Origin of the sequence: Halorubrum sp. CGM5_25_10-8B, assembly GCF_005435095.1 — an archaeon.
Taxonomy (GTDB): Archaea; Halobacteriota; Halobacteria; order Halobacteriales; family Haloferacaceae; genus Halorubrum; species Halorubrum ezzemoulense.
On sequence record NZ_SGTY01000007.1, the window covers coordinates 23,577 to 38,377 of the forward strand.

Annotated in this window: 13 protein-coding genes; 5 read left to right on the forward strand and 8 right to left on the reverse strand. The window is 53.0% G+C overall.

The features are described from left to right. Window positions 1-269: 269 nt before the first annotated feature. Together EXE51_RS07980 and EXE51_RS07985 are read right to left on the reverse strand one after the other, a co-directional pair. Window positions 270-551 carry a helix-turn-helix transcriptional regulator gene (locus tag EXE51_RS07980; protein ID WP_137692383.1) on the reverse strand — a complete coding sequence of 94 codons (282 nt, stop codon included), beginning with the start codon at window positions 549-551 and terminating at the stop codon, window positions 270-272. 168 nt (window positions 552-719) lie between these two features. Beyond that, window positions 720-1,472: a DUF5821 family protein gene (locus EXE51_RS07985; RefSeq protein ID WP_241990604.1), complete on the reverse strand. Its 753-nt coding sequence runs from the start codon at window positions 1,470-1,472 to the stop codon at window positions 720-722. A 250-nt stretch (window positions 1,473-1,722) separates the two neighbouring features. Here EXE51_RS07985 and EXE51_RS07990 point away from each other — a divergent pair, with 250 nt between their 5' ends. Continuing rightward, on the forward strand, window positions 1,723-2,064 hold the full coding sequence (locus EXE51_RS07990; RefSeq protein ID WP_137692384.1) for a DUF6176 family protein: 342 nt from the start codon (window positions 1,723-1,725) through the stop codon (window positions 2,062-2,064). A gap of 248 nt (window positions 2,065-2,312) precedes the next feature. On the opposite strand, the gene EXE51_RS07995 is transcribed toward EXE51_RS07990, so the two are convergent. Beyond that, on the reverse strand, window positions 2,313-4,301 hold the full coding sequence (locus EXE51_RS07995; RefSeq protein ID WP_137692385.1) for a serine hydrolase: 1,989 nt from the start codon (window positions 4,299-4,301) through the stop codon (window positions 2,313-2,315). Between the two features lie 881 nt (window positions 4,302-5,182). Here EXE51_RS07995 and EXE51_RS08000 point away from each other — a divergent pair. Beyond that, on the forward strand, window positions 5,183-6,418 hold the full coding sequence (locus EXE51_RS08000; RefSeq protein ID WP_241990605.1) for a glycosyltransferase: 1,236 nt from the start codon (window positions 5,183-5,185) through the stop codon (window positions 6,416-6,418). Window positions 6,419-6,745: 327 nt separating this feature from the next. After that, window positions 6,746-7,264 carry a hypothetical protein gene (locus EXE51_RS08005; protein WP_137692386.1) on the forward strand — a complete coding sequence of 173 codons (519 nt, stop codon included), beginning with the start codon at window positions 6,746-6,748 and terminating at the stop codon, window positions 7,262-7,264. A 216-nt stretch (window positions 7,265-7,480) separates the two neighbouring features. Here EXE51_RS08005 and EXE51_RS08010 read toward each other — a convergent pair whose 3' ends face one another. Continuing rightward, complete coding sequence (locus tag EXE51_RS08010) at window positions 7,481-8,278, reverse strand: recombinase family protein (protein WP_137692387.1); 798 nt, start codon at window positions 8,276-8,278, stop codon at window positions 7,481-7,483. A gap of 83 nt (window positions 8,279-8,361) precedes the next feature. Next, window positions 8,362-9,099: a universal stress protein gene (locus EXE51_RS08015; RefSeq protein WP_137692388.1), complete on the reverse strand. Its 738-nt coding sequence runs from the start codon at window positions 9,097-9,099 to the stop codon at window positions 8,362-8,364. A 170-nt stretch (window positions 9,100-9,269) separates the two neighbouring features. On the opposite strand from EXE51_RS08015, the gene EXE51_RS08020 reads away from it, so the two are divergent. Continuing rightward, entirely contained in the window at window positions 9,270-11,504 is a 2,235-nt protein-coding gene (locus EXE51_RS08020; RefSeq protein ID WP_241990606.1) for an amino acid permease, read from the forward strand. A gap of 127 nt (window positions 11,505-11,631) precedes the next feature. Here EXE51_RS08020 and EXE51_RS08025 read toward each other — a convergent pair whose 3' ends face one another. The 3 genes from EXE51_RS08025 to csa3 all read right to left on the reverse strand — a co-directional run bounded on the left by EXE51_RS08025 (window position 11,632) and on the right by csa3 (window position 13,497). Next, entirely contained in the window at window positions 11,632-11,976 is a 345-nt protein-coding gene (locus tag EXE51_RS08025) for a hypothetical protein (RefSeq protein WP_137692389.1), read from the reverse strand. A 288-nt stretch (window positions 11,977-12,264) separates the two neighbouring features. Then, complete coding sequence (locus tag EXE51_RS08030; protein WP_137692390.1) at window positions 12,265-12,546, reverse strand: helix-turn-helix transcriptional regulator; 282 nt, start codon at window positions 12,544-12,546, stop codon at window positions 12,265-12,267. A gap of 300 nt (window positions 12,547-12,846) precedes the next feature. Next, window positions 12,847-13,497, reverse strand: coding sequence for a CRISPR-associated CARF protein Csa3 (gene csa3, locus EXE51_RS08035; protein WP_137692391.1), 651 nt, complete (start codon window positions 13,495-13,497; stop codon window positions 12,847-12,849). 435 nt (window positions 13,498-13,932) lie between these two features. Here csa3 and EXE51_RS17930 point away from each other — a divergent pair, with 435 nt between their 5' ends. Then, window positions 13,933-14,799, forward strand: coding sequence for a hypothetical protein (locus EXE51_RS17930; protein WP_137692392.1), 867 nt, complete (start codon window positions 13,933-13,935; stop codon window positions 14,797-14,799). The last annotated feature ends 2 nt before the right edge of the window (window positions 14,800-14,801 follow it).

The following is a 14,801-nucleotide window of genomic DNA, read 5'->3' on the forward strand; positions in this document are numbered from 1 at the left end:
GATCCACCTAAACAGCCGGTTAACCAGCTAATACAAGCGATAGAGGCACTGGCTAACACTTTGCGACGGGATAGTGGAGAGCGCATCAACACAGTATACACACGTTCTTGGCAAGGGCTTTTCCACTGCCAGCATCTGGGAATCACTCAAGACGCAGTAACAGTCTACCGGCTGTTTCAGGCAAGCATATGTCCGAAGAAGAGGACTTCAACAGAGCCTACAATCCCTATTAATTACCGGAGTGATCTGTCCTGAGTACAGCAGTTTAGTCACTTGTCGTGGTCAATATAGTTGGCTTCCCATTCAGCCCGAGCTTCAATCTCTCTCGTGCCACGGCGAGTAGTGCTGTACTCGTTGGTCCGTCGGTCGCGCTGACTTTTTTCGATGAGTCCCTTCTCAACGAGCGTATCGAGATTTGGATAGAGCCGACCATGATGGATTTCCTTTTCGTAGTAGTCCTCGAGCTCGTCTTTGATCGCGAGTCCGTGGGGGTCATCAAGTCCGGCAACTACGTATAGCAGGTCCCGTTGAAAGCCAGTGAGGTCGTACATGTCACAATTTACGTATTCGAGTTTTGAAATACTATTGATCTGGAGGCGGCGTGTCATAGAATCCCTCTCACACCCCTCTACGCAGTGATTTTTGGAGCTTCATCTCACGCTTGAGTCGGTGAAGTACCGTATTCTCGTCTCGATAGCTGGGCTATCGTGGAGTGGATGCTACAGCGGAGACTGGATCTCGGTGGAGAGCGTTTTGAGGTCTGCTGTCGCGAGCTTGTCGGTTGCGATGAGCCGGAGTCGGGGACGGCCGATGTCCAACGGGACTTTCTCAGTCTCGATGAGGTCAGCATCTTCGAGTGCTGATTTGGCTCGTGAGAAGGTTGCTTTCGAAGCGATCCCCGTATCTTCACCCCACTTTGAGATGTCGTAGAGGAGGACTTCGTTGCGGGCTGCGAGGATGAGCATGATCTCGACGATACTGAGGTATTCGTTGCTGTTGGAAATGTCTTCAGCGTGTGCGAGGACTTCGTCGAACTCGTCTGCGACATCGTCGCCGATCTCCTCTCGGAGCGTCTGTTTCACTACTGAGAGGGCAGGTGTCCGGAGATGATACTGCTCGGCAGCCTCGAATCTAGAGTCGAACTCACCGTAGACTGATGAGACCAGCTCGGGGTCCGAGCTCGAAATACTGTGCTTGTCCATCACAGGAACGACAGCCTCAGACTCGGTTGTGAAGATGGTATTCTGGACTGGCTCCGTGAGTGTTCGGAGGCTAAGTTGCTCCCGGTGGATGAGTTCGGCTATCTTTGATGCTGTGAGGAAGCTGTAGAGGGCGTCTTTGATTTCATCTGAGTCTGCGAGCAGCCGGACCTTGGGCTGGTCCTCAACCGTTACTGCTTCCTCTGCGAAGGCTGCGATTTGTTCAGAGCGGGGATTGATATACAGTGCTGGCTCGTCTCGGTCGGAGATCATCTGAGTGAAAATGTGTTATTGGGTCATCTTCTGTAACTTTACGTATATGTACTTAATAGATTTGGTATCTAACAGGTGTTGAGAAAAGGTGGCTCTGTTGAAACACTATTCTTCAAGCATATTCCTGTCTGAAACAGCCGGTCGATGGGGACTGCGAATTAGTCAAACTGTGAAATGAAGCTCGCACAAGATCGTTAACGCGCACCGCATCTGTGAGAACTTTTTACTCATATCTCGCATAGAACACCATATGGTAGAAACAACGATACTACGACAGGAAGTAAACCCGGATAAGGTGTCCAAACTGGTGGAGTGGATGGAAGAAGCAGATAACAGAGAGTCAGAAATTATTGAAACCCTCCAAGATGAGGGTGTGAAAACGGAATCAGCATTTCTTGAACGGTCTTCACAAGGAATATTCCTTGTAACATATATGGAAGCGGATGATTTACAGCAAGTTCAAGAGATATTTGAGCAGTCTACCCACGATATTGATATCGAATATAAGCAGATTGTTCAAGAGTGTTTGACCGATGGTCAGACCGTAGGTAGCTTCGAGCCTCTTTATCACGCGGCAGATCCTGATAGATAGTACGTCTGTATTGGGGGATTAAGGGCATTAAACTACCAACTTCTGAGAATTCTAACAGATCTGAAATTGCTTTAATTTCTCTATCAGCACGGGACATGTAAGATTGTAGAAGTTAGATATGATTTGCTCCTATCAATTGAAATATTCTTGATCGAACCAACTGGCGGCACGACTTGTGTTAATATTCTCTTCCGCCACACTTGGCCTACTTCTGAGTACGGGTCTATCTAATCTCCTGTTCGCAACAATTAGCGTGGTAAGAGGAGATTCCAGTGTCGAAGAAACGCTGTCATGGCGACGAGAGCACCGGCGACGAGCGCATAATGGATACGATTCACTGACGACCAGTCATCGGACCGCCACCGATCCACCGCGAGTCCGACTGAGATAATCCCGGTTACCGCGCCGAGACTTGGGAGGATGAACAGCGTCCGATAGTGGACAGATGGGTCAGAGAGGAACCCGAACGTATCGAATGAGAGGTATAACATCGTCACCACTATAAACGCAAGAAACGCCGTACTCCCAGCATAAACGAAAGCTTTCGACATCTTCTCTCGGTCCTCACGAAGTGATACAACCCATTCCCGGCGGGTTTCTCCGTTTTCACGGGACGGCGACCAATACGTGTGCCCAGATGCCAGTCCGACAAGTGAGACACCGAGGAACAGGAGGTGTGCTGGTGTTGACTCGTTCCACTCGATGCGTTCTTGGGCTGTGACCGACCCAGAAATAAATAGGTGTGTAACCGACCCATCAGTCGTGCCAAACGCAATTTTTCTCCCCGTGTCTTCGTTCTGAAACAGCATCGGCTCAATCTCTACCCATCGCGACGGGTCGTCCTCGTCGCCCGTGAGCAGCGCACCGTCCTCAGCGATTCGTATCTCTGTCGTCGGTGCCTGTAGCGTCGTGACAAGACTGTCGTGTGTCGTCTCGCCGACTTTGAGCGACCGGTATGTTCCCGGCAACTCGTCCGCATGTGTAGGAGATCCCGTGGGTTCCGGCACTACGGTGTCATCCCCTGAGAAATACTCTTCGAGTATCGTCTCTGGGATCGACTCTCTGGGGGCCGTAGCGTTCGCGCTGTTGAACGAGATGAAGAGTCCAAACCCAACTTCTGGGACGAGAATCAGGTTACTGTGGAACGTCGGCGTCCCACCGTTGTGGCCGATCGCACGAATATCGGCATCGTGTCGCTCAACGAATCCTAACGCCGTTCCTGCGAGTGTCTCGTGGTGCGTGAACCATTGGCGCTGAATGAGATCGATGACCTCGGCATCGAGGACCTGCTCGCCATCAATAATCCCGCTATTCACGTGGAGCTGCATAAATTGGGCCATGTCAGCTGCGCTGGCTGAAAGGGCCCCTGCGGGTGAGATACCGAGGCCAGCAAATTTGGCGTCAAGTCCCCCATCGTGCCCGGTCGCGTGAGCGGAGTAGAGTTCATCTGAAAGTGGCTGGCGGAAACTACTCGTTTCCATGCCGGTAGGGCCGAGCAGTTCATCCTCCATCACGGCTGGAAATCGATCACCGGCAACCGACGCGAGCACCTGTCCGGCGAGCGCAGCGCCGTGATTCGAATACGATCCGAGAGTACTGGGCGCTCGAACCTGTGCCGGCATCGGCGCGAGATGTGACTGGAGAGATTGGACATCGGCCGGATCCGCGTACCACATCCCACGGTTGGTCGACTCAAAGCCGCCGGTGTGTGTCGCCAGATTCGCAAGCGTAACTGGGTCCTCCCAGCTGACCAAGTCGTCCTCAAGATACTCCGAAACTGGCGTTTCCAAGTCCACCTCACTATCACCTGCGAGCCGGGCGATCGCCGTCCAGACGACGGGTTTCGAGACCGATCCAACCCGGAACGGCGTCGTCGGCTCCACCGAGTCCCCGGTCTCACGATCGGCAACGCCATATCCTCTAGTCATCGAGATCTCACCATCTCTGACGACTGCGACGGTTGCTCCGGGTATCTCGTACTCGTCAAGACTCTCAGTGACCAGTTCCTCAACGCGGTTCTCGATACCGGTCAGATCAATCTGAGCCAATTCCCCGTAGTCGACGTCGGTGACAGAATCTGTCTGCGGAGATTCTGCCTTTGTGTTAACAGAGGGAACAACCGCTCCTGCGGTGGCCGCACCGACACCCACAATAACATTCCGGCGAGTGGTGGCTGGGGAAGACGTGGAGGGCTTATCAGTCATGTTGCTGGTTATACCGTCTCTGTCTGGGATCATTTCCCGGTTGCCAGAAAACAATTTGGGCTAGGTATCTCACGTATTCCCCATCAGAGAGGTTTCGGCTCTCAGTGTGTTCGTTATGAGGCAAAGCGTTGCGATGGTACAATGAGCCCACGCTCATAGGAAGCAGATTGTTGGTCGCAGTAGTGAACCTTGATCCGGGGTAGTAGAATCCGTGGTTCGCCTACCGATACATCCCGATCCGCACCCAAATCGCCCCCTTGCTATCCCGGTTCCACATGATCTGTTGTAGGTTTAATCAGTAGAAACTACTATTCGCCTCGACTATCATCCCGAGCGCCAAGGCGCGAAGCGTGTCTGGCTCAACCAGACCGACGTGAACGACGAGGCTGGATCTCTAATTGATGAAGCGCAGTCCCCAACAAAGAGGGTCTCTTTTCGGCTCGGCAGACAGGCCGGTCTCCGGCGTGAGGAGGCCGCGAGCGACACAACGCAAATAGGACGAGTTCGGCTCACAGATACGCTCAGAAGCACCGAGGAGGATTGGGATCCTCGGTACCATGCCGTCCCTATGGGGTGGAGCTACCACCCATAGAAGACGTGAGAGGCAGATTGTATTGATGTTTCGGAAGGTTGTGAGCTGTCCCTCGGGGTAGGCCTTCGATGTGATCGGCACAGCTGTCGTTACAGATTCAAATACTGTTACAGGATCTAATAGTTGTTACAGGTGCTAATATGTGTTACAGTGGCTCTGTTGAAATCCTCAGCCGCTGATAGTTTGTTGGGGCTGTGCTACTACACAGCGCAAGTCGGTCATGAACTGGCTGGGCAGATTAGCATACAGTATAATAGTCCATTACGGAACAGTAACGGAGCAATTACGCTGTGCTTAATAGATTCTGCCGTAATCACGTAATGTGACCGATTTGGTATCGCTACAGGGGGTGTTGGCCATCTTCTTGTGGGCAGCACTGCTTGTCTACGGTCTCTCCTCACTGTGGTGGGTCGTCGAGGTGACTTTGCTTTCACGTGGATGGAAACAAGATACTGAGGAAGTGTGGGGGCTTGATGATATCCAAGTCCGTGTACTGACGATTGACGCTGAGTCTGTCGTCCAACAGACCGTCAACGCACTGCCCGACAATATCGCAGATGTGCGTGTTATCGCCGAAGCAGACATCAGTATCAATGGTGCTCAAGTCCATGTTGTTCCCGATGATTTTGATTGTAACGCGACTAACAAAGGTCGGGCCGTTGAATGGGCACGGAGAAACGTTGACGCTAATAAAGAATATCTCCTCTATCTAGACGAAGATACGCTCGTTACAGAACTTACTGGGCTTCCAGATGCTGATTTCATTCAGTTCACAGAGAAGCCAATTTACACCGGTTCACGTCTCACGTATCTCTGTGAAGTGTTTCGCACGGGTTATCAATTTGAACAGCTGGGATTTCACCGCCTATCGTATCCCCTATACGCGTGGGGGGGAGGTTTTGCAATCCGCCGTGAGATTGAACAAGAGGTTGGGTGGGATGTAGCCACGATCACGGAGGACACGAATCTGATCTGGCGGGCAGCGAGAGACCGCAATTTGACCTACCGGTTAGTCAATGCTCGGTTTCGGAATCAAGCTCCGCCATCGCTCAAAGCGATGATCAAGCAACGGCGGCGGTGGATGTCCGGCACAATCGGTGATGATCACTTACTTCCGCCACTATACCGGCCGCTGTACTTCACTCGGGTCATCGCGTGGGCGTTCTCACCGTTCGTACCGTTGTTGGCTATCGCATCGTACCTGTTGCCCGGGACAGCTCCCGGGATAGGACTGTATTCGCTGCTCTCTACAGCCCTTTTGGGGATTCTGTTCGTGTATATGTTCTTTGGCGTGGTGGGCTATCGGAAACACCCGATCTTGTGGCCAGTGTTCCTGATTCTCACGCCGCTGGCAGTTGTGCTCCACTCCGTCGGGGCGCTCTGGGGAGTCGTTAGCCCAGTCGAGGAGTTCGAAGTAACCGAAAAAGTCACTGCTGACGTTATAGAGCAGGCAAACCACCTCGATGAGGGAACACTTGCTGAGCACGATGGAACCGGTCGACTTCTCCGTGAGTCTGATGATGAGTTCGAAATAGGGATTTTCAGCGACGATGATTAGTCTGAAGATCCGACCACAATACCCTGAGAGGTAGTTCCCCTTCGCTGCTGGTCTTGAGGTAAGCACATTCCGTCGGAGAGTTCCAGTTTAGAGTAGAGGCTGAGGCGTTTCTCATGCTGAATGCACTCTCTTCATTCAGCACGCGACATTTGTCAGGCTCTGAGTATTTCAACAGAGCCTAGTGTCGATAAATCACTGAGACACCCACAATGTCCGTATCTGCTCCAAAAGCCCTTCAAGATGTACAGAGTATACCGGCCACTAAATTACCAAATCCAACGGTACAGACGATGAGCAGTTGATGTCTTGGTTCGTGTGAATAGAACTATGACAGTCTGTGACGAAATACGGGTTATGAATCGGAATTTGAGCGATTATCTCGGAGTGTCTCGACGAGATGTCGGTGCGGGCATCGTGGCCGGTGGTGCGGCGCTGCTTGGTCTCTTTCTGTTTAACAGCTTAGTATTAGGCGAGGGGTTCAGACATCAGGGAGTTATCTCCAGAAGTATGTTCGTTTACGTTTCGGTATTTCCCGTCCCGCCCACTGCCGTCTGTGTATCAACCGTGGTTTGGCGTGTGATGCTACCCGATGAGCCGGCACCGGTCCGCGGTGCCTTGGCAGGTACCGTTTCGGCGTTCGGGACGCTCATTGTATTAGGGATCCTACAGGGCGTTGTGAACTCGTTAGAGGTGCTTCTCGCTGGCGCACGCAGTGATGTCGTCTCTGAGTTCATCATCGCTTTTGCTGTAGTCGCTTTCTGGGGGAGTTTGTTCAGTGGCATTCTCATCGTTCCGCTGGGTGTGATCGGTGGATACGGCTATGAGCGGTTCCTAGCCGAACCTTAGTGGCATTTTTCCGACTTACGTTTTTCTAGTCGTTTTTTCAGTGTACGTAGCCAAACGACCAACCAGTACCTCGGAGATTCCTGACCCGACCTGCTGTATAACACACGGCAATACTGAGGGTCTGTTGAGTGGTAACAGCTTTTGCTGACCACATTCTGTCCTGTATTGAGTGATCTTGATTCGGGTGTGAGAACGCTTCTGTGACACCCCCTGTTTTTAGTCTAGATTCTCGACCTTCTGTTCGAGTCGCTTGAGTCGCTCGTTGAGATCTTCAGGAGGCTCAGCAGCGGGCTCGCTTAGTGGGCGAATATCCTCGAGGGCGGCGTCAACGCGATCGTCGTCAGCCTCGCCGCGGAGATATAGCTCCGCGCGGTCGTTATACAGTTCTCGGAGTGTACTCGCGGCGACACCGACGTCGTCGGCAACATCGGCGATCGATTCTCCGGCGGCGGCCCGTTCTATGCCGGCGCGAACTCGAAGGTACTCCTCGGAATCAACTCGGAGATGACCATCAACGACCCTGAACCCGGTCGGCGGCCGGCCGGTCCATTTACCGGCCTCCTGAGCAGCGTCAACTCCCGATTGGATTCGGCGGACCTTCTGTGTCTGTTCAATCCGAGCGAGGTCGCCCATGAGTCCAGCGATCATCCGGGTGACCGCTTGATCGACCATGCTGTCGTCGACGTCGAGGTCGAGGCCGACTTCGAGGTCCCGGACGCTCGTCTCGTGTTCGAGAGCGTGTTGGAGGAAGTTGTGGATCTCGCCACCACCGAGCCGCGAGAGTCGAGACAGTTCATGAACAACGACGACGTCGACTTCTCCGTCGGAGATCGCTTCACGAAGTCGGCGGTACTCTGCGCCACCCTCGGCGTCAGTCCCCGAAATAATATCAGCGAACCGTTCGACACTCGCGTCGGGATGCTCTTCAGCGACAAACTCTTCGAGCTCGTGGATCTGTCGCTCGTGGTCTTGACGATCGGTTGAGACGCGGGCGTATATCGCGACGTGAGTCACACTTTCCGTTTCACCCGGGTTAGTATATAAAAAATGGATACTTTTCGTGGTTGTCTTTTATCAGTACCTTTTCGACACTCTCCTCAGCGGTCGCGAACGACAAACACCGGTTTCTCTACCCTGTCCACGACGTGACCAGTTATTCGGCCGAGAATTCGTTCACGAAGTGACGGCTCAGACTCACCGACGATCAATACATCGTACTCTTGAGCAGTCGTGACGATCTTGTCTCCCGGTGAGTCCCCGCGGTCGACCTGCCAATTGACGCGGTCGGGGTCGATCCCGTTTTCCGCCAGTCGGTCACGGGCGCCTCTGAGGAGTAACTCACCGTGAGACGCGTCTCCATCTGACTCGGCAACGTTGTACAGCGTGGCCGTAACATCGCTCTGTCGCAGTAGATCGGTACTAAACGAGATGATTTTCTCAAGGTTCTCGTCGCCCCGCATCGGGACGAGCACACGAGAGAGTTCCTCGACGTACTCGCCGGGCGTGAGAACCGCATCGACATCATACTCGTCTGCGACGTGGTCAATCGTTTCATCTTTATCGTGCGTAAAGACCACGACGGACTCAACCTCGGCGCCTCGGTCGGTGAACTGAGAGACCGCGTCATCGATCGCGGCGGTTGCTTCCTCTTTGTGATTTGACCGAACTTGTTCCGGCGCCGCCTGATTCGGGACTAGATAGTAGCCGAGCACGACGATGTGGAGGGGCGCGAGCGTCTTGACCAGCGTCACCGGCAGATCCTCGGCCTCGGCAGCGTTGACTGGGATCAACACTGTCGAATCCTCGTCGCCTTTGTGTGAGTCACGGTCAGTCATATGTTACCACAGATTCCCGCTTGGGTTAAATAGAAGGGACGTTCCGGCTTCTCGTCGTATCTACCCCGTAAGATATGTATTATCGGCCCGTAGTACCACGTAAGATAAAACGGTGAATGACACACATTTAGCTCCATATAACCGGGGCACCTCTCTGTTGGAGAGATGACGTGAGCGAGAGCCAACTCGATCGGACGCTCGGCTTTACTGAGGCGATGACGCTGGGCGGGGGAACGATGATCGGCGCTGGGATATTCATTTTGCCGGCGATTGCGGCCGAAGGTGCCGGTCCGGCGAGTTCGATCTCTTTTGGTATCGCAGGCTTTGTGGCATTGCTCGCTGCGCTTTCGTTAGCAGAACTAGCGACAGGTATGCCCATTTCGGGAGGCAGTTACCATTACGTCAACCGCGGACTTGGGGGCTTCTTTGGCAGTATCGTCGGGTGGGGGATGTGGACCGGCCTGATGTTCGCTAGCGCCTTCTATATGGTTGGCTTTGGGCAGTATATTATCGAATCAATCCCGTTCCTCAGCGGTCGTGCGCTGATCGTTTTGACTGGACTCTTAGGTCTCAGTCTCATCGTCGGGGTAAACTACTACGGTACCGAGGAGTCCAGCGGCGCGCAAAATATTATGATTGGCGTTGAGTTCGTGATTGTACTAATCTACACCGGGGTCGGACTCTTCTTTATCGAGACGGCAAATCTCGTCAACTTCGCCCCGACCGGTCCCTCAGGTATTGTCGCCACGACTGGAGTCGTCTTCGTGACGTTCCTCGGATTCGAGATCATCGCGACTGTGGCCGGTGAAATCAAAGAGCCGGGCAAGCTCATTCCACTGACGATGGTGCTCTCGGTCGTTGGGGTAACGATCCTCTACATGGTCATCATGATCGTCTCGACTGGTATTATCCCGTATCAGGAGCTTGGTGGGTCGCTGGTTCCTGTCGCCGACGTCGCAGTCGTGTTCGCCGGATCGGTCGGTGTGGTTGCTATTGTCTTCGCAGCGGCTATCGCGGCTATTTCGAGCTCAAACTCCTCTATCTTGGCGGCCTCACGAGTACTGTTTGCGATGGGGCGAGACAACCTGATGAGCGACTGGCTGAACGAGACGCACGAGCGGTTCCACACGCCTCATAGAGCCGTCGTTGCGACCGGAGCGGTGACGGCGGGGTTGGTCGGTCTCGGGCTAGAGGTCGAGGCGATCGTCGCGCTGCTGGCCGAGGTGGCGAGTTTCAGCTTCCTCGTGACGTACGCGCTCGTCCACGTGGCATTGGTCACGTTCCGACGTGCCGATCCGCCGGAGTACGATCCCGATTTCGAGGTGCCCGGAATCCTGTATCCGGTCGTACCGGTTCTTGGTGTACTTTCGTCGGTGTTCGTCATCACACAGATGGCACAGATCGTCCAGTTTGTCGGTGTAGGAATCACCGGACTCGGAGGAATCTGGTACCTCGCATACGCTCGGACCAACGCGGTTGAAGAGGGATTGCTCCGCGACGCATTTGTTGGGCAGGACCCGACGTACAAAGTGCTCGTTCCGATTGTGAACCCGAGGACACAGCAGGGGCTCTTGGAACTCGCTGCGGCTAACGCATCGGCAAACGCGGAGAACGGATCGGTGGAAATAGTCGCACTCAACGTTCTTCAAGTGGCCGGCGACACGCAACAGAACGTTGAGGCCGACCGCCTTGACCATCAGCGTGAACTGCTGGAGGCGTCCCGCAGCATCGCAGAGAAGATGGATGTTCCCGTCCAGACTCGTGCCGTCGTGGGCCAAGATGTCGGTGAAACTATCCTCGAGATAATCGAGTCGGAAGGGGCTAACCACGCCCTGCTCGGCTGGCGTGGATCGTTCGGTCAAGGCGAGTACGCGTTTGGGCCAAACCTAGACAGCCTTCTAATGGAGTCCCCAGTGGATGTGACGCTGGCTAACTTCCAAGAACAGCCCATTGACGACGTAATAGCACTCGTCGGGGATGGGCCGAACACGCTGACGGCTGTACGTCGAGCAGCGGAGTTCGCGACGCTTAGCGACAAGGCGGAACGCCCGACGCTAGTTAATGTTCAGCCAACTGATGTGGCGGCGGGTAGTGACGCGACAGAGCACGGTGGGACCGCTATGGAGCAGGGTGAAGAAGCAATTGAGCGCGTTGCCCGACAGGTGGGTCTTAACCCTGGAGAGTACAATATATCGGTGCTCATCGGCGAAAACATCGAATCGACAGTTATTGACGTAATCAACAAAGGCGATCTAGTTTGTCTCGGGCTGTCCAATCGGTCGGATCTCCTGCGGGATCAATCCGGATCGATCGCAGAGCGGATCCATAATCAAGCGGCTTGTAATGTGGCGGTTGTGAGAGGAAATAGGGATGATATGGAGTCCAACCGACACGGCAACACATAGAATCTTGACTCTGTTGAAACCCTATTCTTCAGATATATTTTCGCCTGAAACAGCCGGCCGGTGAGAACTGCGAGTTGAACGGGATGACGCTTCAGTGAGTGTGCGGTCACGCTCATAAGGCCAACACCTACTCAACTTCTTCAAGAATAGATTCACCTGTCCCCTCTTGTGATTCCCACTCCCATTGGTCCTCAATTCGCACGCGTCCGTCGTTCAGTACCGTAATCTCGCCAATGGAATGGCCGGTCGCTGTTTCATCATTCTCGTTTATCTGCGCATATCGAATGTCCCACTGATTTCCTTTGAGAGTACCCACAAGATGGCCATCGATGATTTCTCCGCCCGAGTACTGCGCGTAGATTCGGTTACCGTCCTGCTCGAACCGGAATTCTGTGTCTCCACTCACTTCCCCTTGGTCGGCGTTCTCGACACCAACGAGCGTTCGACCGTCTAGTGAGATGTCATCGGCCATGGACACGTATTCACGCGGAAATTGGTAACTGTTCGCTTTGATCGATACGTGAACACCCTGTATTGAGCGATCTTGACCCAAGTGTAGGAACACCTCTATCACACCCTTGATCTTACTCTAGTTGGGCAATCAGCCGTAGTGCCACGTTTCGGGCTTGCGGCCCCTATCTCAACATGTGGTCCACCGATCCCAAAGATATGATTGCCGGACAAGTACGCCGGCGTCAATAGATGGGTCACGACGACCAACGCAGGGAGCCCTAATTAGCTACAATAATCCTAGTGTGTTTCAGTCCGTGTGGTCGATGTACTCAGATTCCCATTCAGCCCGTGCCTGGATCTCTCGAGTGCCCCGGCGAGTAGTAGTGTACTCGTTGGTCCGTCGATCGCGCTGGCTTTTTTCGATCAGTCCCTTCTCGACAAGCGTGTCGAGATTGGGATACAATCGCCCGTGATGGATCTCTTTTTCGTAGTAGTCTTCCAGTTCGTCTTTGATCGCGAGTCCGTGTGGGTTATCGAGGCCGGCAACGACATACAGTAGGTCTCGCTGAAAGCCAGTGAGGTCGTACATGTCGAAATTTACGTATTCGAGTTTTGAAATACTACTGATCTATGTGCTGATCACAGAATAATAAGGAATCTTTCAGAGATCTACCGACTGAAGTAGGAAGCGATTTGGCTATCTCGATATATATTACTTTAAGATCAATAGAAGCTATCCGTCAGCTACCCATCTGTTGTTGATACATCTTTCAGTTTCTCAAAGGTAGTCGCTGAGTAGCGAATATGGCCCTTAAACAGCCTTTTAGAGACATCCTACGGCTATTTCGCACAGCTCAGTATATCGGGTGTAGTGTAACTCTCGGAATATCTAATTATTAGATTCTTTACTATTCAGAAAAATCCGTCCACTATCTGTCTGTTCTACAGTCTTCGTTCGACCTTCTTTAGCTGATTGGACGAATCCCTCTGATTCAAGGCTGTCAACGTGGCGAGCAACAGTGCTTTTTGACTTCTCGAGTTCAGTGGCAATTTCACTGATAGACAACGGTGTGTCCAAGGCTGTTAAATCCGCGAGTAGCTTTGCCTCAGCATTGGAGACATTCCCCCGAAGGTTCAATTGAGGGACCCGACGCACACTACTGTCAATATCTCCGATTTGGAGGACGGTATCGATGTGATTCTCGTTGGAGAATGTGGCGACCGTTAGTGGCAGTAGGATTTCTCGCGCACCGCCACCGAGGATGACTATCGTTTCACTTTCTGCCGCTTGTATAAGCGCTGAACAGAGAAGAGTCGTTTCTACGAAATCTGTATATGGAAGTTGCTCTGATTCCAACTCAAGATCTGGGACCACTTGCGTCAACACATCTGTCACCTCTTCGAATGCGTCCTCACTTTGGTCGGAACTATTCGCGGGTTGGAGGAGTACAACCCGATCCGATTCATCTAATCCTTCACTTAATACTGGTCGAACGACACGTCGACTATCGAATCCTAGTGGTGCGAGATACGTTCTCATGTATGTGGTATTAGGCCCAACTCCCGTTACTGTTCTGGAATAGTACAACAGTTTTCGCGATATTAGGATAAAAACGCGATTCAGAGAAGCTAAACTCAGTATTTCCCTATACAGCCTCCAAACTGTTCCAAATCAACGCAACTGAGGTGGAACTGTTTCATCGCCGATAATTATTTCATGCCTGGGTAGAAAATGATGATCGTTCGCACACATCGTGCCGGTCGGTTATTACCACCGGCACAATAAGAGATATCTTTAGAATCATCAACTGAACGATACTTTTATCCTATCGGGAAAACAATTTTTCATGAAAGCATCCACCACGACCAGGCCAGAGAAGGCCTGTATTCCGTAGCTACCGCTATGTGAATAGACGCAAACGATCAGGCCAACCTCCCATATGGACGCCGCTAACAACCCAAGCATTCCAAGAGAATGACAGACCCACCCGACGTAGAGACGCCGGCACTCGCAGATTTCATCGGAACACGAGATTCATTTCTCGTGGTTCGGGATCCACAACTCTCAAAAACTGGCTCACATGCCCGCGCACAACTCAGGTCACTACCGTTCCTCGCACAGTTCGGTCTCCAGCACGTCGCCCATCCTGGGATCTACGATAACGGCCTGCGACTCGTCGAATACGACCTCGTGGCGAACGAGAACCTACGGGCGAACGGGGTGAAAGATGTCGGGTTCCCCTTAATCCACTACGTCAGCCAAGAGATGCTGACTGGCGAGTTACAGGATAGAGAAAGCGCCTTCGATGACCAAGATATTGTGCGGCGACTCCTTCGGAAGCGGCCCGAGGGAGTCCCGTATGTGCTTATTACCGACACCAGCACTCCCCGGATGCCTCGTCACACGCAGAAGCCCGGAAAGTCGTTTATCGACGAGTTCGAGTGCACCGTCACCGAATATAAAGGGTTGCTGAAGCGCTATCTTCAGTACAATCTCCACTCGGACTTATCACTCTCGTCGACGCAGAACCTGTACTTTCACCAGATTTCTGCTCATCACCAGCAAGCCGGTCTCAAAGCTAGTTCCATCCCCGAACTCTTCGACTACACAGAAATTCCAGCGGACAGTCCAGCATGGGACCCGCTGTACTATCTAATCCGGGAAGATGTCGAACAAGTGCTTGATGACTACTCTGAGCGCATTCGAGAGGCGCTTCGTTCATGGACCGAGTGGGGGCCGACACAGGAGATCGCGAACAGCATGCTCGACGCGCTCGAGCGGGTGGACTTCGAGGAACCCCGGCTCGACGACTACCGTTACCGCCACCAGAAGAACACATAAAT

Bases quoted from the DNA above. Each gene is read 5' to 3' on its own strand.
- EXE51_RS07980 (WP_137692383.1), bottom strand. From the start codon at position 551: ATGTACGACCTCACTGGCTTTCAACGGGACCTGCTATACGTAGTTGCC.
- EXE51_RS07985 (WP_241990604.1), bottom strand. From the start codon at position 1,472: ATGATCTCCGACCGAGACGAGCCAGCACTGTATATCAATCCCCGCTCT.
- EXE51_RS07990 (WP_137692384.1), top strand. From the start codon at position 1,723: ATGGTAGAAACAACGATACTACGACAGGAAGTAAACCCGGATAAGGTG.
- EXE51_RS07995 (WP_137692385.1), bottom strand. From the start codon at position 4,301: ATGATCCCAGACAGAGACGGTATAACCAGCAACATGACTGATAAGCCC.
- EXE51_RS08005 (WP_137692386.1), top strand. From the start codon at position 6,746: ATGACAGTCTGTGACGAAATACGGGTTATGAATCGGAATTTGAGCGAT.
- EXE51_RS08015 (WP_137692388.1), bottom strand. From the start codon at position 9,099: ATGACTGACCGTGACTCACACAAAGGCGACGAGGATTCGACAGTGTTG.
- EXE51_RS08025 (WP_137692389.1), bottom strand. From the start codon at position 11,976: ATGGCCGATGACATCTCACTAGACGGTCGAACGCTCGTTGGTGTCGAG.
- EXE51_RS08030 (WP_137692390.1), bottom strand. From the start codon at position 12,546: ATGTACGACCTCACTGGCTTTCAGCGAGACCTACTGTATGTCGTTGCC.
- csa3 (WP_137692391.1), bottom strand. From the start codon at position 13,497: ATGAGAACGTATCTCGCACCACTAGGATTCGATAGTCGACGTGTCGTT.
- EXE51_RS17930 (WP_137692392.1), top strand. From the start codon at position 13,933: ATGACAGACCCACCCGACGTAGAGACGCCGGCACTCGCAGATTTCATC.